The 26,049-nt window shown below is 41.9% G+C and carries 21 protein-coding genes; 12 read left to right on the top strand and 9 right to left on the bottom strand.

Annotated elements, in window-relative coordinates; genetic code table 11:
• Positions 1–39: 39 nt before the first annotated feature.
• Complete coding sequence (locus VEB00_02120; protein ID HYF81813.1) at positions 40–459, top strand: 4Fe-4S binding protein; 420 nt, start codon at positions 40–42, stop codon at positions 457–459.
• Positions 449–2,194 (top strand): aldehyde ferredoxin oxidoreductase C-terminal domain-containing protein, encoded by a 1,746-nt coding sequence (locus VEB00_02125; GenBank protein ID HYF81814.1) that lies wholly within the window; start codon positions 449–451, stop codon positions 2,192–2,194. The genes VEB00_02120 and VEB00_02125 overlap by 11 nt, the downstream gene beginning before the upstream one ends.
• Positions 2,195–2,216: 22 nt before the next feature.
• Here the strand turns inward: VEB00_02125 and VEB00_02130 are convergent, their stop codons facing one another.
• The gene (locus tag VEB00_02130) at positions 2,217–3,587 is read right to left on the bottom strand and encodes an MATE family efflux transporter (protein HYF81815.1); all 1,371 of its coding nucleotides are present in this window, start codon (positions 3,585–3,587) and stop codon (positions 2,217–2,219) included.
• Positions 3,588–3,664: 77 nt separating this feature from the next.
• Positions 3,665–4,654 carry a tocopherol cyclase family protein gene (locus tag VEB00_02135; GenBank protein HYF81816.1) on the bottom strand — a complete coding sequence of 330 codons (990 nt, stop codon included), beginning with the start codon at positions 4,652–4,654 and terminating at the stop codon, positions 3,665–3,667.
• Between the two features lie 418 nt (positions 4,655–5,072).
• Here VEB00_02135 and VEB00_02140 point away from each other — a divergent pair, with 418 nt between their 5' ends.
• The 5 genes from VEB00_02140 (at position 5,073) to VEB00_02160 (ending at position 13,162) form a co-directional block, all read left to right on the top strand.
• Positions 5,073–6,335, top strand: a complete 1,263-nt coding sequence (locus VEB00_02140; GenBank protein ID HYF81817.1) for an MFS transporter — start codon at positions 5,073–5,075, stop codon at positions 6,333–6,335.
• A gap of 91 nt (positions 6,336–6,426) precedes the next feature.
• Entirely contained in the window at positions 6,427–7,125 is a 699-nt protein-coding gene (locus tag VEB00_02145; protein HYF81818.1) for a cyclic nucleotide-binding domain-containing protein, read from the top strand.
• A 201-nt stretch (positions 7,126–7,326) separates the two neighbouring features.
• Entirely contained in the window at positions 7,327–8,193 is an 867-nt protein-coding gene (locus tag VEB00_02150) for a DegV family protein (protein ID HYF81819.1), read from the top strand.
• A gap of 137 nt (positions 8,194–8,330) precedes the next feature.
• Positions 8,331–10,154 (top strand): FAD-dependent oxidoreductase, encoded by a 1,824-nt coding sequence (locus tag VEB00_02155; GenBank protein HYF81820.1) that lies wholly within the window; start codon positions 8,331–8,333, stop codon positions 10,152–10,154.
• An 80-nt stretch (positions 10,155–10,234) separates the two neighbouring features.
• Positions 10,235–13,162, top strand: coding sequence for an insulinase family protein (locus VEB00_02160; protein HYF81821.1), 2,928 nt, complete (start codon positions 10,235–10,237; stop codon positions 13,160–13,162).
• 29 nt (positions 13,163–13,191) lie between these two features.
• On the opposite strand, the gene VEB00_02165 is transcribed toward VEB00_02160, so the two are convergent.
• The gene (locus VEB00_02165; protein HYF81822.1) at positions 13,192–13,497 is read right to left on the bottom strand and encodes a spore coat protein; all 306 of its coding nucleotides are present in this window, start codon (positions 13,495–13,497) and stop codon (positions 13,192–13,194) included.
• Position 13,498: 1 nt separating this feature from the next.
• Complete coding sequence (locus VEB00_02170; protein ID HYF81823.1) at positions 13,499–13,717, bottom strand: hypothetical protein; 219 nt, start codon at positions 13,715–13,717, stop codon at positions 13,499–13,501.
• Positions 13,718–13,979: 262 nt separating this feature from the next.
• Between VEB00_02170 and VEB00_02175 the strand changes: the two genes are divergently transcribed.
• On the top strand, positions 13,980–14,705 hold the full coding sequence (locus VEB00_02175; GenBank protein HYF81824.1) for an ABC transporter ATP-binding protein: 726 nt from the start codon (positions 13,980–13,982) through the stop codon (positions 14,703–14,705).
• Positions 14,698–16,371 (top strand): hypothetical protein, encoded by a 1,674-nt coding sequence (locus VEB00_02180; GenBank protein ID HYF81825.1) that lies wholly within the window; start codon positions 14,698–14,700, stop codon positions 16,369–16,371. Before VEB00_02175 ends, VEB00_02180 begins: the two co-directional genes overlap by 8 nt.
• Positions 16,372–16,518: 147 nt before the next feature.
• On the opposite strand, the gene VEB00_02185 is transcribed toward VEB00_02180, so the two are convergent.
• The 4 genes from VEB00_02185 to VEB00_02200 form a co-directional block, all read right to left on the bottom strand.
• The gene (locus tag VEB00_02185) at positions 16,519–17,667 is read right to left on the bottom strand and encodes an aldo/keto reductase (protein HYF81826.1); all 1,149 of its coding nucleotides are present in this window, start codon (positions 17,665–17,667) and stop codon (positions 16,519–16,521) included.
• A gap of 101 nt (positions 17,668–17,768) precedes the next feature.
• A complete protein-coding gene (locus tag VEB00_02190) occupies positions 17,769–17,891 on the bottom strand; it encodes a hypothetical protein (protein ID HYF81827.1) in 123 nt (40 codons plus the stop codon).
• Positions 17,892–17,916: 25 nt separating this feature from the next.
• Entirely contained in the window at positions 17,917–20,304 is a 2,388-nt protein-coding gene (locus VEB00_02195) for an FtsX-like permease family protein (protein HYF81828.1), read from the bottom strand.
• Between the two features lie 17 nt (positions 20,305–20,321).
• The gene (locus tag VEB00_02200) at positions 20,322–21,011 is read right to left on the bottom strand and encodes an ABC transporter ATP-binding protein (GenBank protein ID HYF81829.1); all 690 of its coding nucleotides are present in this window, start codon (positions 21,009–21,011) and stop codon (positions 20,322–20,324) included.
• Positions 21,012–21,177: 166 nt separating this feature from the next.
• On the opposite strand from VEB00_02200, the gene VEB00_02205 reads away from it, so the two are divergent.
• Positions 21,178–21,780, top strand: coding sequence for a TetR/AcrR family transcriptional regulator (locus tag VEB00_02205; GenBank protein ID HYF81830.1), 603 nt, complete (start codon positions 21,178–21,180; stop codon positions 21,778–21,780).
• Between the two features lie 112 nt (positions 21,781–21,892).
• Here the strand turns inward: VEB00_02205 and hisC are convergent, their stop codons facing one another.
• Positions 21,893–22,984 carry a histidinol-phosphate transaminase gene (hisC, locus tag VEB00_02210; GenBank protein HYF81831.1) on the bottom strand — a complete coding sequence of 364 codons (1,092 nt, stop codon included), beginning with the start codon at positions 22,982–22,984 and terminating at the stop codon, positions 21,893–21,895.
• Positions 22,985–23,368: 384 nt separating this feature from the next.
• Here hisC and fusA point away from each other — a divergent pair, with 384 nt between their 5' ends.
• Positions 23,369–25,456: an elongation factor G gene (gene fusA / locus VEB00_02215; GenBank protein HYF81832.1), complete on the top strand. Its 2,088-nt coding sequence runs from the start codon at positions 23,369–23,371 to the stop codon at positions 25,454–25,456.
• 341 nt (positions 25,457–25,797) lie between these two features.
• Positions 25,798–26,034 (top strand): hypothetical protein, encoded by a 237-nt coding sequence (locus tag VEB00_02220; GenBank protein ID HYF81833.1) that lies wholly within the window; start codon positions 25,798–25,800, stop codon positions 26,032–26,034.
• The last annotated feature ends 15 nt before the right edge of the window (positions 26,035–26,049 follow it).

Genomic DNA, 26,049 nt, shown 5'->3' on the forward strand with positions numbered 1-26,049 from the left:
GGCCCTTGAAAGATGGTCCTAAAACAATGGGGTGATAGCATGCCGAAGGTATTAAAAGCTGATGGAATGAACAAATGCATAGGGTGCTTCACCTGTATGCTTGCATGTTCGGGTGTGAACAGGCAGAACCATTCGATTTCCAAAAGCGCAATAAAAGTGAGAACCAGCGGAGGTTTGAAAGGCAAGTTCATTGCGGATGTATGCATAGCCTGCAATGATGAGAGAGCATGTGCGGAGGCCTGCCCCTCAGGCGCTCTGGAAGCAAGGGAGGGAGGAGGAGTCCTCCTTAAAGCAGAAAAGTGCATAGGCTGTAAAAGATGTGTGGAGGCCTGCATAGTAAGTGCGGTATTTTTCGATGACACCATAGGCAAGCCTATAATCTGCAAACACTGCGGAGTCTGCACAAGGTTCTGTCCCCATGAATGCCTGAGAATGGAGGAGCAAGACAATGATATATGAGAAATATATAAGAGTGTTATATATTGATCTGAAAAATAAAAAAATTAGAATAGAGCAGAGAGAAGACCTGTGCGAATACTTGGGTGGAGCAGGTGTGGCGTCAAAGCTTCTAGAAGAGAATATAAAGTCTGACCTGAGCCCTCTTGATGAAGAACAGCCGATAATTCTTGCCATTGGTGCCGCCTCCTCCATTTATCCGGTAGTGACAAAGACTGTAGCAATGTTTTACTCGCCATTGACAGGGGAGCTCGGAGAGTCCTATGCAGGGGGGCGCCTTGCACTTACAATGCTGCTGGCAGGCTACGATGCAATTGTTATACAAGGGAAAGCGGATAAACCCACCTATATAACGTTAAATAGAAATAACATTGAATTCAAGGATGCAAGGGCTTTGTGGGGAATGACCTCTGATGAAGCAGGCAGAGTTATAAGGGAAAGGGAGCCCGGAGGCGGCAAGAGGAGCATTCTGAGAATCGGCCCTGCCGGAGAGAATATGGTGAGCTTCGCCAGCGTATGCGTGGACACCTATAGGCATTTTGGAAGGCTCGGACTGGGTGCAGTATTCGGAAGTAAAAACCTTAAGGCTGTATCTATTATAGGGGACAGGAGCATACCTATTAAGAACTTCAAGGAATACTTCAAGGTTTATCAGGAAATCTACAACAAGGTGACGGATACCGAAATAATGTCCAAGTATCATGATGCCGGGACTCCCGTAAATGTTGAGCCCTTGAACGAAATGGGCGGGCTGCCGACAAAGAATCTTACACAGAACAGATTTGAACATGTTGAGGATATATCCGGGGATGCTTTTGTAAAGAACAATCTGGTCAGGAAAATGGCCTGCACTGGCTGCCCTGTTGGGTGCATACACATAGGCCAGTTCAGAAGGGAATTTGATAAGGGTCATGATTACGAGTCAGTAAGCGTTGGTTATGATTATGAGCTTATATTCGCTTTAGGCAGTTTCCTGGGTATAAAGTCCACTGATGAAATACTGCAGCTTATAGAAGTGGTGGAGCAGCAGGGACTGGATGCCATGTCCACAGGGGTTGTACTTGGCTGGGCAACCGAAGCATATATGGGAAAACTGGTTGCTGACAGTGATACTATAGTACCGCTTGAATTTGGGAACGCTCAGAATTATATAAAGGCCATTGAATATCTTGCAAATAAGGAAAACGACTTCTATGAAGCTTTATCCAAGGGATGTTACGAAGCATCTCAGAAATATGGCGGGCAGGACTATGCAATGACCTTTGCAAAAAATGAAATGCCGGGCTATCATACAGGCTACGGTGCATTAGTGGGAGCGGTCGTAGGCGCAAGACACTCGCACCTATGCAATGCAGGCTATTCGATAGACCAGACCATAGGGGCAATAGATAAGGAAAAGATAGTTGATGGGCTTTTCGATGAAGAAAAAGAGAGGTGCATGTTGAACTCTCTGACCATCTGCCTTTTTGCAAGGAAGGTCTATGATAGAAAAACAATACTCTCGGCTTTAAATGCAATTGGGTATGAGTTTAAAGACGAGGATCTGACTGCCATAGCTGACAGGGTTTACAAAACAAAGCTCCGTATAAAAGATATGCTTGGCTTCGACCTGATGAAGGTAAGGCTTCCGAAACGACTCTTCGAGACGCCAAGCTTGTGGGGCAAGCTGGACGAAGGAATCGCGTACGAGTTAATTGATATGTACGACAAGAAGTTAAAGGAATTCACCAATAAATAGAAGATGGCCGAAAGGCCATCTTCTATTTATTCATATTTACTGCCAGATTGTTTATCCATTTCTTAGATGCCAATCTCGGAATTCCGATTATCAGCTTTATTATCTCTTCTACTTGAACCAGTGCATAGACCCAGTATATGGGAAGGTGGAACACAAGTCCACCCAGGAACACCAGCGGCACACCCACCAGCCATACCCCGCCGGTATCCAGCATTAGGCAGAAGGTTGTATCTCCACCGCTTCTTAATATTCCGACTATATTGATATAATTGAATACCTTGGCCCACATGAAAAGGCAGTATACTATAAGATTTCTCTGCGCATATTCCAGTACGATAGGCGATACCTTGTATGGAGTAAGCACCCATGGGGAAATTAGTATGACAAAGAATCCGGCCAGCATGGCAGCAGCAGGTCCAATTATTGCGAAACGTTTTGCATATGCAAAAACTAACTTATCATCCCCAGAGCCTATTTTATGACCTATCATTACAGCACAGGCATTACCGAAGCCCATGAATATTACCCATACAATTCTCTCAACGGTACTGGATATATTGATTGATGCAATTGCATCTGTACCCATTCTCGCATATGCGATTGCATACATTGTCACTCCCAAAGCCCACATTGACTCATTTAGAATTACCGGTAAAGTAACCTTGAAGAACTGTTTTACAAAGCCAGCTGTCATATCAGTCATTTCTCTTATGGAGGCGGCTACCACATCCTTTTTTGAATATACAATCCAAAGCAGCATAGTCAGTTCTATAACTCTGGCAATGACCGTAGCAACTGCTGACCCAGCCACTCCCAACCGGGGCAATCCCCAATAGCCGTATATAAGCAGGTAATTTAGAACCGTGTTGATTCCCAGTGCGATAACACTGACAACCAAAGGAGTTTTTACATTGCCTGTGCTTCTTAAAATAAAGGAGTAGGCAAAGGTAACAGCGGTGATAACATAACTGAAGAGTACAATCCTTAAGTATTCAGTCCCCAACTGGATTACACCTGGATCTTTGGAGAATATCCCCAGTATTTCAGTAGGGAAGAAGAAACCGCCTATAGAGAAGAGAAACGCACCTGTTCCTCCGGTTATGATGCAAAGCCCCAAGACCTTTCTTATATTCTTGATATCCTTGCTGCCCCAGAACTGCGCTGTAAAAATGGATGAACCACTGACAATACCAAAAAGCAGAAGATTCAGGAGGAAAAAGTATTGGTTTGCAAGTCCTACACCTGCGATAGCAGTCTCGCCCAGACCCCCTATCATTATATTGTCAACCAGATTCAGGGATGAAAGCGCTAGGTTCTGTGCTGCTATCGGCAGAGCTATCCTAAACATCTGCGAAAAGAAATGTCTGTCATTGAACAAATTAGCAAGCTTCATATATACCTCCGATGCATTTGGCACGTATCCTTTTAATTATATATCATCAAAGGGCAATATTGAAGCAATGACGAAAATTAATGCGGCTGCAGCTCAGCTATATCTCCGACTATTTCGAGGCCACTATTACGTCCTGTACCTTCAAATATAATTTTCCTATTACCGTAAGCGACCTGCCCAAGGGTAACCTTGATTTCCGATGACATGCTTTCGTCGATGACGTCCTCCATTGAACCGTTGCGTGGTGAATAAAGCTTTCCTGAGTTTGACTCGCGGGTATGTATTTCAAGATAAATATGTTTGTCACTGATGCGGATGCGGATGTTGCCCGACTGATGTGAGAGCTGCTCTATCCGTGCCCCGGTGTAGGTAGCAAATCTATAAAGCTTTCCATTGATTGAAAGGCCCGCAATTAAACCTGTAAAGAACTTGCCAAACCAAGGTATCCGTGCTATTGATGCTGTGAAGAAAACATTGGGGTTTTCAAAATAGTTAGACTGCATCCAGATCCAGGAGCTTGGGAAGGACCTTCCCCAATCCTTTTCCATATAGCCTCTGCCACCCGTAAAATCCACACTTCTATTGTTTATTGCAAGGCTGCCGCTTATATCGTGCTTCATGCTGATTATGCCATGATAGCATTCCATAAAGGGTACAAAGGCGTACCAGCCCATTATGCCCGGGGAAAAGAGAGAAACTGGCCAAGGGGCTGAATTTTCGAAGTTAAGCCTCCCCTTTAAGCTAAAGCTGTCCGCAGCTAAATCTATATCGACCACTCCAGAAGAGAAATAATTAGCACCTATCCATAGCCTGAAATTGTCTTTGGAGTAGTGAAAATCATGGATATCATAAGTTTGATAGAGAGATTTGCAGCTTTTCCCATCAATGAGCTGGATAAATGAGTGGGGTTTGCTCCCGTCAATTCCGTAGGATACTCCGGGTATAAGTGCATATATACTGTCCTCATCTTTATTAACTATCTTGAAATACCATCCCTCAAAATACTTTTTAGGGTGCTGCCTTCCTTGGTATACTTCAGGCTTCCAGACTTTCGTGAGCTTTAACATGCGGTCATATTCCTTTCATAGTTTTTTTCATTACCTTTAAGTTTTCTATCACCAACGTCCTTTATTCAACACCGCAATTATTAATATTATATTACAATTCATACTCGGCAATTGACAGGCATAAACTGGTAATATATAATTTACAAGAAAAGAAGAAAATGGAAAGGGAGGTCGCGAATATGAGAATCAATAGTGCAATAAAAAGAAACTATAACAATTTAATACAGCGGCCTGCTTTATCAGTTTTTGAGGACTGATTGACAGTTTTTTTGTGCGGGTCGCTTTGAGAGAGGGGACTCCGTGACAATTTTAAAACTAAGGTTTTTCAGTGTTCTAAGTCATGGAATATTTATGTTCCATGGCTTTTATTATTTTCTGAGTGATTTATCTGTACTACTTTATGAGGGGGTTTTACATCATGTCTAGAATCAAAAATCTGCTAAGTCCTTACATGGGCTTACCCAAGGAAATTTATATCATATTCGCTTCACGAATAGTGAATGCTATGGGCTGCTTTGTTATGCCGCTGATGACAATAATTATGACTGACAGAATAGGTTTGTCTAAGGAGACTACGGGCTTTTACCTGAGTTTGAACAGCTTGGTTTTTCCGTTGGCTTCCATGCTTGGAGGAAAGCTTGCAGACTCTTTCGGCAGAAAGGGCCTGATAATAGTGTTTGATACGCTGGCAGCTCTGCTGTATCTATCCTGCGGGTTTATAGAACCATCTATGTCGCTTATATATGTGATTCTGGCAGCAAGTGCATGCATGAGTGTTGCCGGACCATCACATGATTCCCTAATAGCTGATTTGACTACTCCTGAGAATAGAGAGGGCGCATATGCCTTAAGCTATCTGGGCTGGAACATAGGCTTTGCAGTCGGTCCAATGCTGGGAGGCTTTTTATACAGAAGCTACCTGCCCCTTGTATTCATAGGAGATGCAGCCACTGCCTTGATGTCAATAAGCCTGATATTCTTCTTTGTCAAAGAGACCATAGGCACGACCAGAGAGGAGATAGCAGACGAAAGCAGAAAGCTTGAAAGAAGAGAAGAAGGCTCGATAATATCAGTACTGCTGAGAAGACCTATGCTAATTTATTTTGCTATTATTGCCTTCGGGTATAACTTCGCATATTCCCAATGGACCTTCCTGATGCCGATACATTCCATGCAGAACTTTGGCGGCTTTGGTGCCCAGTATTTTGGTTGGATGGCAAGCTTGAACGGCTTGGTGGTTATACTGTTTACACCTATTCTCACCAAGCTGACTGTAAGAATGAAGGGCATGAGGAAGATGGTCTATGGGATACTGCTGTATGCCATAGGTTTTGGAATGTTAGGAGTACTCAACACACTGTCTTACTTCTTCCTGTCGGTTTTCATTTTTACTTTGGGAGAGATATTGCTTTCTATAAGCGTTATGCCATTTATCGTAAACCATACACCGGCATCCCACAGGGGCAGGATGAATGCTGTGCTGCCTACAATAATGGGCATGGGCTATGCAATCGGGCCAATGACTATGGGCAGGATACTTAATTACTCAAGTGTGGAAAGCGCATGGCTCATATTGGGAGGACTCACTGCAATATCTGCCGCATTCATGTTCGGCCTTGAAAAATACGACGATTGGGCCAGCGCTAAAGTGGAAGAGTCAGAAGAAGCAATGGAAGCATAGAAAATATATTTCTAAATTTATATTGCAAATTGGGACATATGTCCTTTTTATGTGATATTATTTTACTATATTATAAAAATGGGGGAAAAACATGAAAAGGATCACCGATAAGAACCTACTCGAAGCCTATATCGGGGAATTCGGCTTAGATTCATTGTTCCAAAAGGATATGCGGCCTTTTATGAGCCTTATGAGCTATGAAAGAGGGGAGTGCATCTGCAATACCGGAGATGAGCTGAATTACTTTTATTTCAATGTAAAAGGCAAGCTCAAGGTATATACGCTGATGGAAAATGGCAAATCCCTGCTTCTTAGGTTCAATAAGCCCTTAAGCATACTTGGCGATGTGGAGTTCATGTCAGGCTATAAGATAAAGTGCAATGTTGATTCACTTAATGAATCCCATCTAATTGGGATAAGGTTGGATGACATTCGCAAATATGCAGCAGACGATCCGGTTTTTCTCAGCTATGTAATTAAGAATCTGGGGTATAAGCTATATACGATATCCAACAGTACCTCAATAAACCTGCTGTATTCCCTCGAAAAGAGGTTTGCCAGCTATATTATCTCAATCTCAAGTGAAGAAAGCAGCTCCAAGGGTATAAATGAGATAAAGACAACAAGCATGACTGAGATGGCGACGCTTCTGGGCACAAGCTACAGGCACCTGAATAGGGTCATAAGGGAGCTTGCAGATAAGGGGATAGTAGGAAAAAGGAACGGAAATATATCTGTGCTGGATTATGCAGCCTTGAAAGAGCTTTCCGGCGGTCTTCTATACGAGTAATTTAGAGCATTTTATAATAGAACCTAATAAACATCATCGGTGCCGGGATTGCTCACTCCCGGCACATACCCCCAATATTCGGATGAATTTAGCCGCTACCTGCATTTATGCAGGTAGTTTGTTAATTAATTACAGATTGCTTTATTGCGCCAAAATGGTTACTATAGATATATAAATAATGTAGAGGGGTAGATAATCAATATGGATACAGTGCTTTTGATTGATTCCTGTACAGACCTTCCACGCAGTTATGTGGAGAAGAATGAGATACCTGTTGTAAATCTTGTTTGCAACTTCAAGGGTCAAGAGTACAAGGACGATTTTGGGAAAACTCTCAGCTATAAAGAATTCTATGCTGCGGTGAGAAATGGTGAAATGCCTTCCACTTCACAGGTTAATGTTTATGTCTATACAGAAATCTTTAAAAAATATGCAACAGACGGAAAATCGATTATTTATCTTGGATTCTCTTCCGCGTTGAGTGGAAGTCTTAACAGCGCATTACTTGCGAAGGATATGATCTGTGAAGAGATTGAGAATGCGGATATCACAGTTATCGACAGCAGAAGTGCTTCCCTCGGTGAAGGGCTATTGGCATATCATGCAAATGAAATGCTAAAAGCAGGGGCTTCCAAGGATGAGGTAGTAAGCTGGCTTGAGACAAATAAGCTCAGAATGAATCATTGGTTTACTGTAGATGACCTGGGACATCTGAAAAGAGGGGGAAGAGTATCGGGGGCAGCCGCTTTTGTAGGCACACTGCTTGATATAAAGCCTATTCTTCAGGTTGATGATGAGGGAAGGCTGATACCTGTGTCCAAGGTTAAGGGCAGGAAAAAGTCTTTGAAGACTCTTTTTGAAATGCTTCAGGAGAATATAGTGTCCCCAGAGGAGCAGGTAATTGCAATTAGCCATGGGGATTGCATCGAAGATGCTGAATACCTGAAGGAAATGATACTGAAGGAGTATAAGGTTAAGGACGTAATAATAAATGAGGTAGGACCTGTTATAGGCTCCCATTCAGGCCCTGGCACAGTTGCTCTGTTTTTTATGGGGAATAAAAGATAATTAAATATAAAACTTGAAGAAAGCAGGACATAGCTTATGTCCTGCTTCATTTTTTTGCCTGAATTCATATTGAGCAGGCATTTGTGGAATACTTCTATATGATGCATTTATATCTTAAAGGAAGTGAATTTTGACATATGGGAAAAAAAGACAAGAAAATAGCAATACTGGGAGGCGGATATGGAGGTGTGCATGCTGCAAGGCTTTTAGGCAAAGCAGCTGCAAAAAGAAAAGACATTAGTGTGCTGTTGGTGGATAAAAAGCCTTATCATACCTTGATGACAGAGCTGCATGAAGTGGCAGGAAACAGAGTGGAGGCTGAGTCTGTACAGATAGACCTGAGGGAGATATTAAGCGCATCAGGAGTTCAGGTAGTTACAGAAGAAATAAAAGGTATAGATTTTAAAGGGCAGAAGCTGCAGGCTGATTCAGACAGCTACGAATACGACTACCTGATAATAGACACAGGAGCAGAGCCTGCTTTTTTCGGTATACCCGGCGTAAAGGAGAATGGCTTCTCTCTATGGTCCTTTGAGGATGCTATAAAGGTAAGGGAACATATAAAGGATATGTTTGACAAGGCCAGAGCAGAAAAAGACCACAACAAAAGGAAGTCTATGCTTACTTTTATTGTGGCAGGTGCAGGCTTCACAGGGATAGAGACCATGGGTGAGCTGGTTGAGTGGAAAAGACAGCTGTGCAGAGATTATGAGATTGACAGGAAGGAAGTGAGCTTGATAGTTGTAGAAGCTATGGGCAGCATACTTCCGATACTCAGTGAGGGACTTATAAAGAAGTCAGAGAGATTTCTTCAGAAGCATGGCGTTGAGATTATGACAGCAGCGGCTATCACTGCAGTAAATAAAGAGTCCATAGTATTGAAAGATGGCAGGGAAATACCCACAAGAACCTTGATTTGGACCTGCGGCATACAGGGGAGCGATTTTGCAGCTAAGACAGAGCTGACCCATGGAAGCAGGGGCAGGATACAGGTTGATGAATATATGCAGTCGGTAGAATATCATAATGTTTTTGCAGTAGGTGACAATGCATTCTATGAGGAGCCGGATGCAGAAGGCAAGAAGAAGCCCATACCCCAGATTGTTGAGGCTGCACTGCAAACTGCAGAGACAGCAGCACATAATATAATTGCATCGATAGACAAGAGTGATAAAAAGGCCTTTAAATCCAATTACCATGGAATTATGGTGTCCATAGGCAGCCGCTACGCAGTAGCCAATATTGGAAAAACATCCTTATCGGGCTTTTCTGCCATGGCGCTGAAGCACCTGGTAAACTTTCACTATCAATATGGAGTGGGAGGCTTTGCCAGGATATGGACCTACTTTATGCATGAGTTTATGCATGTTAAGGAGAACAGGTCTATATTAGGCGGACATTTGTCTGCAAAGACACCTACCTTCTGGCTGGCTATACTCAGAATATACCTTGGCGTAATATGGATTGGCGAAGGTGTGAAAAAGATAAAGGAAGGCTGGCTAGACCCGAGTAAAAACTTCATTGTGACATTGCCCAAGCCTGGAGATGTGCCGCTGCAATCCACTGACGCCGTAACTAGTGCAACTCAGGTAACACAGTATTACCCGGAGCCTATACTGAAACAGCCGCCGCTGATATATCAATGGTTTACAAAAACCTTTATTGAGCCTAATGCCTATTTGTTTCAGGCTTCAGTGGTGCTGCTGGAGGTGGCTATAGGACTTGCGCTAATTGCAGGTTTGTTCACTGTACTTGCTTCCTTGGGCTCGATATTTCTTTGCTTTAATTTTATTCTGTCTGCTTTGGCAGGGACTGAAATTCTATGGCATATATTTGTAGCTGTTGCCATGTTTGGAGGAGCAGGCAGGGCGTTCGGTTTGGATTATTATGTGATGCCATGGCTCAGGCACCGGTGGAGAAGAACAGCTTTTGCACGCAAGACCCATTTATATGTAAGGTAGCATAAATAAATATTTGTAAAATATGGTAATAGTATAATATAATTGTTTTGGACTATATCTTATTTGGAGGGTTGCAAGGAATGCATTTTAATATAGGTGATAATTATCACGGTTTTCGATTAATTGAAGAAAAGAATGTCAAGGAAACAAATTCCATAGTGAGGCTTTTCCAACATGAGAAGAGCGGAGCCAGACTCTTTTATATGGAGAATGAGGAGGATAACAAGGTATTTTCGGTTGCTTTCAGGACACCGCCCAAGGATAGTACAGGGCTGCCTCACATACTGGAGCATTCAGTACTTTGCGGTTCCAGAAAGTTTCCGACTAAAGAACCCTTTGTAGAGCTTGTGAAAGGTTCGCTTAATACCTTTCTAAATGCCTTCACTTTTGGAGACAAGACCATGTATCCGGTAGCAAGCAGGAATAACAAGGATTTTGAGAATCTGATGGATGTATATCTGGACTCTGTGTTCTATCCTAACATATATAAACATGAAGAGATACTGAAACAGGAGGGCTGGCACTATGAGCTGGAGAATACTGAGGATGAGCTGAAATACAAGGGCGTTGTATATAATGAAATGAAGGGAGCCCTGTCATCACCTGAGTCTGTGCTTTCTAGAAAGATGCAGGAGACTTTGTTCCCTGATACGCCATACGGCTATGAGTCGGGAGGCGACCCGGAGGTAATTCCGGAGTTAACTCAAGAGGAATTCCTTGCTTTTCATAAAAGGTATTATCACCCGTCAAACAGCTATATGTTCCTATATGGAAAAATGGATGTGCTCGGGCGCTTGAAGTTTATTGATGAAGCTTACCTTAAGGACTTCGAAGCAATTTCTGTAGCTTCTGCCATACCTGTGCAGAAGGCCTTTGATTCGATGAAGAGGTACGAATTGGAATATCCCATATCCGCACAGGAGGATGAAAATGATAAAACATATCTCAGCTTGAATTATGTGACAGGATTGTCCACAGATTCAGAGCTGTACCTGGCAATGGAGATATTGGAGCATATACTTCTGTCAACACCGGCTTCACCGCTTAAGAAAGCGCTGATAGAGGCCGGACTGGGCAAGGATGTTTTCGGTAAATATGACAACAGCATACTTCAGCCTGTTTTCAGCGTGGTGGTGAAGAACTCAAATGTAGGAGTTCAAGATGAGTTTGTAAAGGTAGTTCTAGAAACCTTGAGAAAGCTGGTTCGCGATGGGTTGGACAGTCAATTGGTGGAGGCAGCGGTCAATCTGAAGGAGTTCCAGCTGAGGGAAGCAGATTTTGAAGGCTATCCCCAAGGGCTTATATACAATATAAAAATCATGGACAGCTGGCTTTATGACAAGGATCCTATTATGCATCTGCGCTATGAGCATATATTTGAGAAAATAAGGGCTGAGATGAAGAACGGATATTTTGAGAAGCTTATAGAAGAGTATATTTTAAAAAATAACCACAGCTCGATGTTGGTGCTGAAACCTAAAAAAGGCATGTCAGAGGCCAAAGACGAGGAGACCCGGAATAAGCTTAAGAGCATTAAGTCCCAACTGACCAAGGAACAGCTGCAGCAGCTTGTAAAGTCGACCAAGGAGCTGAGGGATTGGCAGAATACCCCTGATACTCCTGAGAAGCTTCAGCTTATACCAATGCTTTCTATTCAGGATATCGCCCAGAAAGGCGAGGTGCTGTCCCAGAAGGTGACGGAGGAAGCGGGAATCAAGGTGCTTGCCCACCATGTATTTACTAATGACATAGTGTATGCGGGCCTTCTGTTCGATACAACTGTTGTGCCACAGGAGCTGCTGCCTTACATCACACTTTTATCAGGGATACTTGGCAAGGTCAGTACAGAAATCCATGGCTATGGAGATCTTTCAAAGGAAATTGACATGTATACAGGAGGCATCAGATTCAGCTCGCAGGTTTACGGGGAAAAGAATGATGACAATAAATATCATCCTGTATTCTCTGTAAGTGGCAGGGCTCTTGCAAGCAAGCTTCCAAGGATGTTTGAGCTTATGCGGGAGATAATAACCAAAACCAGGTTTGATGATGTGAAAAGAATCAAGGAAATCATACAGGAGAATAAGTCAAGGATTGAGATGAGGATATCCAATGAGGGATATACAATTGCCTGCAAAAGATTATTCTCATATTTCTCGGCGGAAGGCAGCTATCTTGAGACCATAACAGGGCTGACGTACTACAAGTTCATTGCTGATATAGAAAAGAACTTTGAAAGCAGAATAGAAGAAGTAAAGGGAAACCTCCAGAAGCTCATGGCGCTGATATTCAGGAAAGATGGTCTGGTTGCAGGGGTCACCTGTGAAAAGGATGATTATCGCAGCTTTGCTGAGAATTTAAGCCTGACGCTGAAGGAGTTAAGTGCGGAGAAGCATCCATCTGTGCAGTATGTATTTGAGACAAAGTCGCTGAATGAAGGGCTGATGACCCAGGGCAAGGTACAGTATGTAGCTCAGGGGTATAACTTCATTAAGTTGGGATATCCATACACAGGGAGCTTGCAGGTGCTCAGGACAATATCCAGGTACAACTATCTTTGGAACCGCATAAGGGTTCAGGGTGGAGCCTATGGTGCTTTTTCAGGCTTTGAGAAGAACGGCAATATGTTCATGGTCTCTTACAGAGACCCCAACCTGAAAGAGACATTAAAGGTCTATGAAGAAATGCATGACTACCTGAAGGATTTCCACATAGATGAAAGAGAAATGACCAAGTACATTATCGGAACAGTAAGCAAGCTGGATTTGCCTCTGACCCCCTTTATGAAGGGCGAGAGAGCTATTGAGAACTATATGAGGAAAATTACTCCCGAGGACCTGCAGAAGGAAAGGGAAGAAATCCTCAGTACAAAGCAGCAGGATATGAGAGCACTGTCTGACATGATGCTTGAACTTATGAAGAGGCAAAGCTACTGTGTCTTGGGAAGTGAAATGAAAATCAAGGAGAATAAAGAGCTGTTCGGCAGCTTGGTGGATGTTTTTAACTGAAAAAAAGGGCGTAGACTTAAGTCTACGCCTTATCCTTTGTGATAGGTCACTACCTTTTCTGACTGCCTGTAAGACTCTGCTAGTTGTTGCTCTAGTGGTTGATAGGGCTTAAGCCAGTCACGGTTTACGACTAATTCCATAAGTGCTGAATACTCATCCAAGGTCTGGTTGTGAGCATCTCTGCACATTGCTCTCAGCTCTGGAGTGGAGCTCTCCAGCACTGCCATAAAATATCCACTGGTAGAGGCTTTTGAGGCCATCAGCATATCATTGGCAATAGTCTGATCATCTATCTGTTTCTTAATAGCCTTCATCGAATCGACCATGTTTGTCATCCTAGTGTACCTCCACTGTATTGATTATATTATTTTCGGTTATGAACTGCTGAATGCCCTTTATACGCGCCTCACATGTCAAGATGGACGTTTCTGCCGTCCGTCTCAATTCATCATCATTAATAGCGGGAATCATCATCCTTGCTTTCGTAACCCCACTAGCTTCTGCTTGAAGCAGCTTGTTAAGATTCAGTAGTTCAGCTTCTGACAGGCTTCTCATATCATTGCCTCCATTCCATAATTAATATGTGTTCAGGGTTTTAATACCTATTCAATTTCAGCATGCCCAATTGTATGACTGATATGTAAGGAAGAATATGTATAACATCAAAGAACTGCTTATTTTCAGCTTTGCATCACCGAGAGGTTCTTTCTAGCAGCGTATTAAAGCTTCCGAATAAAGTTATATTATTCAGGAAGCTTTAATTTTTGTGCGAATATGTTATAATAAAATCGCAAAAAAATCAAATGGAGGAAAACTTATGATAGAGCTCATTAATGTCAGCAAATCTTATAACGGTACTGTAAAAGCGGTGGATGACCTTACGCTTATTGTCCCGGAGGGACAAATTGTAGGCTTTTTAGGCCCAAATGGAGCAGGAAAGACAACCACTATAAAGGTTATAACGGGGATACTGAATGCTGACAGTGGAAGCATAATAATAAATGGGATAGACGTAAAGGAAAGACCTCTTGACGCAAAAAGGCAGTTCGGCTTTGTGCCTGACAACCCTGACATGTTCCTGCGCCTAAAGGGGATTGAATATTTGAACTTTATGGCTGATATATATAAAGTGCCTGGTGATTTGAGAGGGAAAAGGATACAGGAGCTTTCGGAAAGCTTCGAAATGGAGGCTGCTCTTAATGATCAGATACAGAGCTACTCCCATGGAATGAGGCAGAAGATTATTATAATGGGGGTACTTATCCATGACCCGAGCGTATGGATACTGGATGAGCCGATGACCGGACTTGATCCGAAGTCATCCTTTACATTAAAGGAAATGATGAAGAATCATGCTGCCACCGGCAAGACTGTATTCTTCTCCACCCATGTGTTGGAGGTTGCTGAAAAGCTATGCGACAGGGTAGCCATCGTTAACAAGGGAAAGCTGCTGTTTTACGGTACTATGGACGAAATTAGAGAACATTTCAAGAGCAATGGATCTTTGGAAAAAATATTTTTGGAGTTGACGGAAAATGAGTAGATACATAATTTTGACCAAGGTGATGCTGAAAAATTTCAACTTGCTTTCGTTAAAGTCAGACAAACCTGGTAAGAGCCGCATCAAGGGCATATTACTTTCCATACTTATATTTGCTGCCTTTTCACCCATGGTACTTGGCATAGGGAGTATATCCTACAGTGGCTATAATATGCTGTCCAAAATCCAGCAGGAGGGGTTAATCCTCGGGATTGGCTTTTCGGCAGTCAGTATGGCAATCTTCTTTTTCAGTATTTTTTATGTAATGAGTATATTTTATTTTTTCAAAGATATTGAGAGCTTGCTGCCGCTGCCTTTAAAGCCTTCGGAGATATTGGCGGCAAAGCTTACGGTGGCTTTGCTCTATGAATATTTAACCGAGATTGTTTTCCTTGCTCCTGTCCTTATTGGATATGGAGCGGCTAGTAGAGCCGGATTTATTTACTATCTGTATAGCATTCTGATATTTCTGTCGCTGCCCTTGCTGCCGCTTGTATATGCATCCATACTTAGCATAATAGTGATGAGGTTTACAAATCTTGCGAAGAATAGAGACAGATTCAAGATTGTTGGCGGGATTATAGCAATGCTGCTAGCTGTCGGAATGAATGCTGTAATCACTAAGTTCAGCAGTGCTTCCCTTAATGCCGAGGAGCTTCAACAGCTGCTGGCACAGGGAAATAACTCCTTTGTAGGAGTAATGTCAGGTATTTTCTTCAACAACAGATTTGCAGTAATGGCACTATTGCATAGTGAAGCCTTGAAGGGTTTTGTGAATTTAGGTGTATTCGTGCTTATATGCCTGCTTTTTGTGCTGCTATTCTTAAGCTTTGGCGAAGGTATGTATTTCAAAGGTGTGGTAGGCATATCGGAAGCGTCTGCAAAAAGGAAGAAATACTCAGAAGCGGAGCTTAGAAAGTCCAGTGAGCAGAAATCAGCTTTATGGTCATATACAATGAAAGAACTCAAGCTGCTATTCAGGACTCCTGTTTATTTTATGAACTGCGTCCTTATGAATTTTCTTTTTCCGGTATTTATTATCCTTCCTTTTCTTGTACAGCCCAGTGAAATGCAGGAGCTTCAGGGACTTAGAGGATTTGCAAACAGCGGAAGCGGAAGTTCAGTGATATTAGCCGTGGCTTTCGGTATAAGCGCATTTCTCACCTCTACCAATGGAATTACTTCTTCGGCAATATCCAGGGAGGGTACCAATATATTTGTGAGTAAATATCTGCCGGTAAGCTACAAGACTCAGATAACGGCAAAGGTACTGTCTGGCATGAGCATGGGTGCCGTGGGGATGCTGTCCATGCTGCTGACAGCAGTAGTATTTATACCGATGCCGATTTATCTTATATTGCTTAGTATCACAGTAAGTGCCCTGGGAATAGCCTTCAGTTCCTTTATGGGAATACTTCTTGATCTTAACTTCCCTAAGCTTATATGGGATAATGAGCAGAAGGCTGTGAAGCAGAATTTCAATGTGGTGCTCAACATGCTGGCTAGCATTATAATTGCAGGTATACCGATTTTTATCAGTATAGCACTCCACTTTACACTCTGGATGACCTTTCTCGTGATAGTAGTAATGTTCGGCATACTGGATCTGCTGTTGTACAACATACTCGCTACAGTAGGGGTAAGGCTTTTTGCAAAGATAGAGGTATGAAATGGGTTACGAGGTTACGAGGTTACGAGGTTACGGGGAAACGTGTAACACGGATTTGCACGGAAATCCACTGAACACACGGTAAGCTAATAAATTTTCATCCGTGTAATTCCGTGGATTTCCGTGTGTTCAGTGGTACCCGTTCTTTTATCCGTTCAATGATTCATGTGCTTCTTTAAGGTGCCTCATTATCGGCAGTTTTTGAGGGCATGCCTCTTCGCATTTGCCGCATTCCACGCATAAAGATGCATCCTTGCTTGACTGCTTCAAGCCTGCATAGTTTTTCGCTGACTCCATTTGAATGTTGTAAGCTGCGGCCTCGTTGTAGTAAGAGAAAATCTGCGGTATGGACACATTGTTGGGGCAAGGCAGACAGTATTCGCAGCCTGTGCATTTCACTTTTGTCAGGTTGGTGTAAAGTTCTCTTACCTTATTAACGGCATTGAGTTCTTTTTCGCTTAAGGCATTAGGCATGGAGTTTCCAGCTATCTTCAGGTTTTCAACCACCTGTTCCATAGTGCTCATACCGCTCAGGGCGAGAGTTACCTCGGGATGATTGAATATCCATTTGAATGACCAGTCAGCAGGGCTCCTGTCATATCCGGACTCCTTCCAGACTTTTGCCACTTCCACAGGCGGAGTGTTAGAAAGCTTGCCGCCCAAGAGAGGCTCCATTACAACAACTGCAATTCCTTTGGTGTGTGCGTAGCTTATGTGCTTCTCCCACTCTTTGTCCTCCATATAGTTGAACATTATCTGGCACATTCCCCAATCAAAGGAATCCAGTATTGTCCTAAAGAAACTGATATCATCGTGGAAGGAGAAACCTGCATGCTTCACTTTGCCGCTTGCTATGGCCTTCTTTAGGGAACCAAGCACATCAAGTTCTTTTACTGTATTCCATCTTTCTTTACCGAGAGCATGCAACAGGTAAAAATCTATATGGTCTGTCTGAAGCTTTTCCAGCTGCTCATCAAGGTATTTATCAAAATCCTCTTTGGTTTTTAAAAGCCATACAGGCAGCTTTGTAGCCAGCTTTACCTTCTCACGGTAGCCATCCTTTAAAGCCTTTCCAACAAAGATCTCACTACTGCCACCGTGGTAAGGGTAAGCGGTATCTACGTAATTAACTCCATTATCAATGGCAAACCTGACCATCCTTTGGGCTTCTGCTTCGTCAATTCTTTTGGTATCCGGCTCACTGCCGTCCACTCCTGGCATTAGTGGAAACCTCATACAGCCAAATCCCAGTATAGAGACATCAAACCCCAGTTTTCCAAACTTTCTGTACTGCATTGTATATTACCCCCTGTATTTTTCTCTATATATGCTTCCCTTTTAGTATCTTATATAATCCCATCATTTTCAAGGGGCTTATTGGATTTGCCTATCGCTGATTATATGCCTAAGTGATTTTTTACCATATTCATAAGATTGCCTCCAATCAGATGAAACAGTAACAGAATTACTATTATTACGCTAATAATGATGAGAGCCTTCAAAATATTCTTTTTCCACATACTAAACGACCTCCTTCTGATTTCATTACTCATATGATAGAGCATTTCTTACAGGCATCTGTGAAGCCTTCCATGAGGGATAGAAGCTTGCCAATGCGGCGAAGAGGATGACGATCGCAAGCCATATCACAAATCCTGATATAGATGCGGCAAATTCTAGTGGTGCTTCAAAGAATATCATCCCAAACTTGTAGCTGACGAATCTGCTAAGGGGCCAGGACAATACCATGGAAATAAACCAGCTTAGTATACCGATGATTACCCCCTCGGTTACAACGATGCCTGTGATGGAATTTGTGGATGCACCTACTGCACGCATAATACCTATTTCTCTTGTCCTCTCAAGGGTGTTGATGCTTATGGTAATCGCCAATCCCAGGCCCCCTACAATAACTACAAGCACAGACATCATAATCAGGAAGGTGGCAATGAAAAGCAGATGATTTTCTATGGCTTCCCGGTAATCTGCAATTTTTATGAGGGAGCTTACATGCATGCCTTTTTCTGCCATTTTTTGCTCAAGCAGTTTAGCAATCTCCGATTGTGAGGAAGAACTATGCTTACTGGTAACGATCACAGCATTCCTGGCATAGCCTTCCTTTTGGAGTACTTGTGAAAGATATTCCGAATTCACATAAGCTGCAGGCTGCCCCAGCAACTCTTTGGAGATACCTACAACCTTCCATTTTGTATCCCTTTGGTTAATTCTAAGGATTATTTCATTTCCTACCCTCATATCTGGCTCATTAGTCAGCAATCTCTGGTTGATAACAATTGCGTTTTTATCATTAGGCTCAAGCCATCTGCCGTTATATAGAGGAGGTGCTGACATAAGCTTCGTGGAGGATGGAGGGGCAACAATGTTAAAGCTGTTTCCGGTAGTACCATCCTTATAAACATGGGATGCACTTGCACCGCCCCAAGCTTCTACCTTTACTGCTCCAGGGATCTCACTTATGGCATTTTCTATGATACTCACCGGCTGTGCACTATCGAAGGTAACCTGAATATCATAGGAAAGTGAATTTATTTTTTCATCCACCGTGTAGTACATAGAGGCATAAATATTCATCGCAACAATAAAACCGGTTCCTCCAGCAGCCATGACCAAAATGGTGAATATCAAACGCCCTTTGCGTCTGAAGGTATTGCGAAGAGACAGTAAAAACGGGCGGGGGAGAAAACCGAGTATTTTAGGGAGTCTATTCGTTGTGCTGCTGCTATACTTCTCCTGGTTTATGCCATAGTCTTTTATTGCTTCATAAACTGTGATCCCGCTGCCCCTTGCAATGGGGATGCCTGCTGTAAGTAGCGGAACAAGTAGGCCTAAGGCAAATTCTATTATAAAGATATATGCTGGAATACTATAACTGTAAATGTTGAAATTTAACATTTCAGCAGCCATCCAAGCATAACCGCGTCCAGCATAAACCCCTGCTGGTATGCTGATAAGCAAGGCAGCAAAGGCAAGAATCAAAACCATTCCTTGATATAATCCTGAGATTTGAAGCGAGCTGGCACCTATGGCCTTCATGATTCCAATCTGACGAGTTTGCTGATCAATTATGGCAGTAATAATGTTAACAACTAAGATACCACTTAATATTAGGGCGAGTAAACCGAATATTTCCATCAGAAACAGGAGGATTGCCATCTGGTCATAATGCGGGTGCTTACCCGGTCTTGGTATGTCGATGCGTGCAACCTTGATACCATCTTTCTCCAGATACTCTTTAAGTAAATACACGTTATCACGGATGTGCTTCGTATTCATTCCATCCTCAGCAACAATAATCTTCAATTCTGTATTCTTTGGCTCTCCTCCAAGAAGCTTCAAGGTGCCGGAAGTAATGTAGCCGTAAGCATAGCCTTCCATCCATGCAGGAGCCAACCCTGGTGCATGGACTGTACCCGCAAGCTTCAAGGTAGTTATATTTCCATCAGGTATTTTAACATTTATAGATTGATTGATTTCCGCTTTGGCTACTGACAGGGCTTTACGTTCAAGGAGAATTTCACCGCTATCCGGAATCGCTTTCCCTTTTTCAGATGCAAAGGTATCCAGTCTGATATCATCAAAATCATTGATGACAAAGAGCCAAATATCTTTCCATTCATTACTTCCGACCTGCACGCGGCCAATTACCTTTCCTCTTTTTTCTGCATCCTTGATATATGGTAAATCTCTGATTTTTTGAATATATGAATCATTTAGCGGGTCAGTCCATAATACTGCTGAAGAAGGGTTGGTATTCATATAATTTTTGTCCATTTCCCGCAGAAGAATGGAATAGGAGTTTGCAACCACAGAAATCCCGAAAACTCCAATACATATAGCCAATATTACAAAGACTGTGCGCATTTTATTGACGGAAAGGTCTCCAATCAATTTGTGCCATCTGGAACTAAGCATGTTGGGCACCTCCTTCTTCATATGATTTGACCATCAGCTAGCTTTATTGTACGAGAGCACTGGCCTGCTATATCCTGGTCATGGGTTACGATAATCAAAGTCTTACCGGAACGGACCAATTCATTGAAGATGCTGAATACATCGTTCGCAGTTGCTGTATCGAGATTTCCGGTAGGCTCGTCTGCCAGGATAATAGGAGGGTCATTGGATAGAGCTCGCGCTATTGCAACCCTTTGCTGCTGCCCTCCTGAAAGTGCAGTGGGGAATTTATATGCCTGATCGTCTATCCCAACCTGCTTCAACAAACTAAATGCACGCTCCTTTCGTTGGGATACGTGGAAAGTATTGCAGAAATCCATTGGGAGCATAATGTTTTCAATAACGGACAAGGTGGGGAGGAGCTGAAAAAACTGAAATATAACCCCTACATTTATTCCACGCCATTTAGAAACCTGATTTTCACTCATGGAGTGGATAATTCTTTCTCCGATGAGGATTTCTCCGGAGGAGGGTTTGTCAATTCCTGAAATCATATTCATCAACGTAGATTTTCCGCTTCCCGACTTTCCGATTACAGATACAAATTCTCCTTTATCAACAGTAAGGCTTATTCCTTTGAGGGCATCGAAGGTACCTGCGGAGGTTATAAAGGTTTTCTTGATGTCACGCAAATTTATCAATGATTGCTCTTTTGATGCCTTAGACATAGATTTCACTTCCTTTTTTCAATAATTGGTGTATAATATATTCAATACTGAACACTTTGTATTGTTTTAATATAATGGATTCTGATTATAGAAGTAAATAAGCAATGTCACTGGAATGTACGTTATGAAACACTTTGTTAAAATTGTTCGGAAATGAGGGAGTGAAATGAAAAATAGTGAACAGGACAGAAGAACAGTAAAAACCCGTCAAGCAATCCATGAAGCACTGTTTTCACTTATGCATGAAAAGCGATACAACAAAATTACCGTTCAGGATATAATTGACCGGGCAAATGTAGGACGATCAACCTTTTATTCACATTTTACCACCAAGGATGAATTGTTTTTGAGCAGTACTGAACATTTGTTGGAGATGCTTAACCGATATATTATGAGCTATATCGAAAATAGAGGGGATAAGCCTAGATTGATTCCGGTTGTCGAGCTTTTTGAGCATATAGAAGAAAACAGTCGCCTAATTAAAGGGTTGATTAAAGCAGATGGTGCAGAGCTATTCTTTAATAAGGTACAAAGCTATTGGAATAAAAAAATAGAAGAATATTTTCTTTCAAAGCTGCCTGAGGGTAAGGAACCCAAAGTCCCCATAGCGATTTTGACGAATCACATTTCAAGTACTTTGATCAACCTGCTCAAGTGGTGGGTTAATAATAAAATGTCATATACACCATCACAGATGGATCAATATTTTCAGGAATTAATAAACCCATGTATTGATTCAATAATTAGCGATTTTCCTGTGAAAGTGTGAGGTAAAGTACCTAAAACAGTCCCATGGCATAAGAGGGATGTGTAGAAAAATAAAACTGCCGATTGATATGCGATGTGCATATTGGTCGGCAGTTTTTTGTGCTTATTTCATTCTATCTCAATACTTCCTTAAGTGCCTTTATGAATTCTCTGTTTTCCGACCTGGTTCCAAGGCTTACGCGAAGCCAGGTTTCGGGAGTGAAGCCTCCAACAGGTCTTATGATTACTCCTTTTTTCAGGAGTGCATTGAATACAATATTGCTGTTCTGATTGGAGTTGAATATTATGTGGTTGGCTTCTGTTTTTGTATATTCCAAGCCCATTTTATCAAATTCTTCGTATATGTATTTCTTGCCTTCATTATTATTGGCTACTACTTTTGCAAGGAATTCATCATCATTAATAGCAGCAATAGCTGCAGCCTGGGTTAGGAGCGTAACATTAAAGGGATTTCTTATCTTGTTGATTATTGAAATCAGCTCCGGGTCCCCTATTGTATAGCCGAGTCTCAGGCCTGCGAGACCGTATGCCTTTGACAGCGTTCTCATAAGCAGCAAATTCTTATATTTTTCTAATAATTTGAAGCTATCCTTTGGGAAATCAGGATGTGAAGCGAATTCACAGTATGCTTCATCATAGACTACTAAAGTTTCTGGAGAAACAGCCTCTAACAGTTCTATAAGCTCCTTCTCGCTGAAGATTGTGCCTGTGGGGTTGTTTGGGTTGCAAAGCCACACTACTCTTGTATTTGAGTTTATTGCATTTCTAAAGCCCTTGATATCATAAGCCAGATTCTTCAAAGGAACTTTCTTTATAACTGCACCCATCATCTGAGATGTGGCAGAGTAGCGCGGGAAGGTGATGTCCGCCATTACTACTTCATTGCCTTTCTCGATAAAGGTTTTGGCAATGAGGTCTATCATTTCATCAGACCCGCATGTGGGCAATATCATTTCGGGCGAAATGCCAAATTTCTGTGCTATTGTTTCCTTAAGCAGGATTGCATTGCCGTCAGGGTAAAGGTTTGCTTCCTCAAGAGCCTTTGAGACAGCTTCTTTTACAAATGGTGAAAAGCCAAACGGATTCTCATTAGACGCAAGCTTTGTAACTTTATCAAGTCCTAACTCCCTTTTAACCTCATCAATAGGTTTGCCGGGCACATACACAGGAATGAGATCTAATTCCTTCCTGTATTTTACCTGCATAAATCGTTCCTCCTCTGATTTTATTATAACCAATGCAAGCAGGGTAAAAGATACAACTTTCTCGCGGTTTTCTCCATTGATTCACATCACGAAAGGCTTAACATTAATTATAAAATCATTTCCGCGATATATATTAATTGTACCTTTTTCTGGAATGTTTATCAACTTTTTTTAACAATTACAAAAAAATTGTAAACATTTATTCTGTTTCGACAAGGGATTCACGAAAAATTCGATATATTCAGTTTTTAGTGATATTTTCTCTTTACATTTATTTGCTGGAAAGCTAAAATTAAAATTACAGTGTATGAGCATTTGAGTTCACTACGAGTATGTTTAAAATTGCTAATGATGGACAAAATAAACATAAAAGGGGGAATTTTTATGAAAGATTACAAAACGGAAAACCTAAGGAATGTTGGATTATTTGGTCATGGTGGATCTGGAAAGACTACAATAACAGAGGCTATGCTATTTAATACCGGAGTTCTAGACAGATTCGGAAGGGTTGAGGACGGTACTACTGCAACAGATTTTGACCCTGAAGAAGTTAAGAGGAAGATTTCCATTAGTGCAGCGACTGCTCCATGTGAGTGGAAGGAAAACAGAATCAATGTAATCGATACTCCCGGATATTTTGACTTTGTAGGCGAAGTAGTGGCAAGCTTAAAGGTTATTGACAGCGTTATAATAGCTGTTGACAGCATTGGCGGAGTTGAAGTAGGTGCAGAGAAGGCTTGGGATCTTATTGTTGAAGGCAAGAAGGCAGGCATATTCTTTGTAAATAAGCTTGATAGAGAAAATGCAAGCTTCTCAAAGGTTGTTGAGCAGCTGAGAGAGGTTTTTGGAAATAAAGTAGTTCCTTTTACACTTCCAATAGGTGTGGAAGCAAACTTCAAGGGTATAGTTGACATGATAGATATGAAAGCAAAGATAAGAGAAGGAAATAAGACTGTTGAAGGTGATATCCCTGCTGACCTCAAAGACGAGGTTGAGGAATATAGGAATATGATAATAGAAGCAGCAGCGCAGACTGACGAAGGACTTATGGAGAAGTTCTTTGGTGGAGAAGAGCTGACAAAGGAAGAAATAGTAAAAGGCTTAAGGCTTGGAGTTATTAATGGAGATGTTGTACCGGTACTTTGCGGTGCTGCATCTAAAAATATTGGAATAGATGTACTCATGGACATGGTTCTTAATTATATGCCATCTCCGATTGATGCAGCAGCTTCAGATGCAGTTAATATCAAGAGCAGTCAGAAGGTTAAGATAGCGGTAGATGTAAATGCACCTTTCAGCGCTCAGGTTTACAAGACAATTGCAGACCCCTTCGTTGGAAAGATATCCATGTTTAAGGTAATGTCGGGTAAAATGACGGCGGACATGGAAGTATACAACTCCAACAAGGAAAAAAGGGAAAAGATAAGCAATATGTTCCTTTTAAGAGGTAAAAAGCAGGTTGCTATGGATAAATTTGTAGCTGGAGAGATTGCCGCTGTAGCAAAACTTCAGTTTACTACGACTGGCGATACTTTGTGTGATGCCAATAATCCTGTGATGTTTGAGCTTACCAAATTTCCGGCACCAAGTATTTCAATGGCTATCGAACCTAAGTCAAAGGGTGATGAAGACAAGATAGGCCATGGTATTCAGAGGCTTGTTGAAGAAGATCCTACTTTAAAGGTTGAAAAGAATGTCGAGACAAAGCAAACACTGATTTCGGGAATGGGTGAACAGCATCTTGAAGTTGTTACTAAGAAGCTGCACAATAAATTTGGTGTAGAGGTAGTTCTAACAGATCCCAAGATACCATTCAGAGAAACCATAAGGAAATCGGCTAAAGCGGAAGGCAAGCATAAGAAACAGTCTGGAGGACACGGACAGTATGGGCACGTATGGGTTGAGTTCGAGCCTATTCTTGATGGAAGTGCTGATTTTGAATTTGTTGATAAGATAGTAGGCGGCGCAGTTCCGAGACAGTATATACCCGCCGTTGAAAAGGGACTCAGGGAATGCTTGGAGGAAGGTGTTCTGGCAGGTTACCCGGTTGTAAATCTAAGGTGTAAGCTTTACGATGGCTCCTTCCATCCTGTAGACTCAGCGGAAATGCCTTTCAAGATTGCTGCTGCTATGGCATATAAGAAGGGTGTCGCTGCAGCTGGCCCTGTACTTCTGGAGCCGATATATCATGTTGAAGTACTTGTTCCAGACGAGTATATGGGAGAGATAATAGGGGATTTGAACAAGAAGAGAGGTAGAATACTAGGAATGGAACCGGACGGAAAGCTTCAGAAGGTTTCAGCTGAAGCGCCGATGGCTGAAATGTTCAAATATGCCACAGACCTGAGATCCATGACACAAGCAAGGGGAAGCTTCTCGATGACCTTCTCGAGATATGAGGAAGTGCCTCCGCTGGCAGCTCAGAAGATAATAGATGCTGCTAATGCACTAAGGGAAAAAGATAAAGAATAATAATCAAACATGGCAAATTTTGGATTTGCCATGTTTTTTTTATAACGAGTAGGAGCATCTATTCCACCTTAATTTGTCATGCTCCGTCAACGAGTTTCATCAAAGGCTTCCTTAGTTGTTGGAATGTGTCAATAAAAGCCTTTGATATTGCGCATATTTAATTAAGTGATTCATAAACTATAAATATACAATTTAGCCTAATACGTTTTGCGCAAAAATTTATAGATTAAACACTATAAAGCAAAATTGCTTTATAGTGTTTAATCTATGTAGAGATAATATGCAGACTTTCTCTCCCATAGATTTTATAGCTCATACACCCAATAATAGGAGGAAGGTAAATGATCGAGAGGATGATTAGCGTCGGCAGCTATGTGACTCTGAATGATGTAAGAAGAATCGTTGATACAGTTAAGCAGATGGATGATAATGAGCAATTGGTGGTATCAATGAATAGTCAGGATTCGTACAAGGTGCAGAATATTTTCTCGGTACTTGAAAGGAATAACTTTGAATGGTCCACTAAAGGCGGACATGACGGCAGAGATTATTACATCGTAGCGAAGAAGAGAATATAAGTTGCGATAAGGAGG

It is taken from the genome of Clostridia bacterium, from assembly GCA_035628995.1.
Classification (GTDB): Bacteria; Bacillota; Clostridia; order Lutisporales; family Lutisporaceae; genus BRH-c25.

Coding starts and splice junctions, on each gene's coding strand:
- VEB00_02135 (HYF81816.1), bottom strand. CDS start 4,654: ATGTTAAAGCTCACGAAAGTCTGGAAGCCTGAAGTATACCAAGGAAGG.
- fusA (HYF81832.1), top strand. CDS start 23,369: ATGAAAGATTACAAAACGGAAAACCTAAGGAATGTTGGATTATTTGGT.
- VEB00_02190 (HYF81827.1), bottom strand. CDS start 17,891: ATGTGGAAAAAGAATATTTTGAAGGCTCTCATCATTATTAGCGTAATA.
- VEB00_02170 (HYF81823.1), bottom strand. CDS start 13,717: ATGAGAAGCCTGTCAGAAGCTGAACTACTGAATCTTAACAAGCTGCTT.
- VEB00_02140 (HYF81817.1), top strand. CDS start 5,073: ATGTCTAGAATCAAAAATCTGCTAAGTCCTTACATGGGCTTACCCAAG.
- VEB00_02220 (HYF81833.1), top strand. CDS start 25,798: ATGATCGAGAGGATGATTAGCGTCGGCAGCTATGTGACTCTGAATGAT.
- VEB00_02175 (HYF81824.1), top strand. CDS start 13,980: ATGATAGAGCTCATTAATGTCAGCAAATCTTATAACGGTACTGTAAAA.
- VEB00_02205 (HYF81830.1), top strand. CDS start 21,178: ATGAAAAATAGTGAACAGGACAGAAGAACAGTAAAAACCCGTCAAGCA.
- VEB00_02120 (HYF81813.1), top strand. CDS start 40: ATGCCGAAGGTATTAAAAGCTGATGGAATGAACAAATGCATAGGGTGC.
- VEB00_02145 (HYF81818.1), top strand. CDS start 6,427: ATGAAAAGGATCACCGATAAGAACCTACTCGAAGCCTATATCGGGGAA.
- VEB00_02125 (HYF81814.1), top strand. CDS start 449: ATGATATATGAGAAATATATAAGAGTGTTATATATTGATCTGAAAAAT.
- VEB00_02185 (HYF81826.1), bottom strand. CDS start 17,667: ATGCAGTACAGAAAGTTTGGAAAACTGGGGTTTGATGTCTCTATACTG.
- VEB00_02160 (HYF81821.1), top strand. CDS start 10,235: ATGCATTTTAATATAGGTGATAATTATCACGGTTTTCGATTAATTGAA.
- VEB00_02150 (HYF81819.1), top strand. CDS start 7,327: ATGGATACAGTGCTTTTGATTGATTCCTGTACAGACCTTCCACGCAGT.
- VEB00_02200 (HYF81829.1), bottom strand. CDS start 21,011: ATGTCTAAGGCATCAAAAGAGCAATCATTGATAAATTTGCGTGACATC.
- VEB00_02195 (HYF81828.1), bottom strand. CDS start 20,304: ATGCTTAGTTCCAGATGGCACAAATTGATTGGAGACCTTTCCGTCAAT.
- VEB00_02165 (HYF81822.1), bottom strand. CDS start 13,497: ATGACAAACATGGTCGATTCGATGAAGGCTATTAAGAAACAGATAGAT.
- VEB00_02155 (HYF81820.1), top strand. CDS start 8,331: ATGGGAAAAAAAGACAAGAAAATAGCAATACTGGGAGGCGGATATGGA.
- VEB00_02180 (HYF81825.1), top strand. CDS start 14,698: ATGAGTAGATACATAATTTTGACCAAGGTGATGCTGAAAAATTTCAAC.
- VEB00_02130 (HYF81815.1), bottom strand. CDS start 3,587: ATGAAGCTTGCTAATTTGTTCAATGACAGACATTTCTTTTCGCAGATG.
- hisC (HYF81831.1), bottom strand. CDS start 22,984: ATGCAGGTAAAATACAGGAAGGAATTAGATCTCATTCCTGTGTATGTG.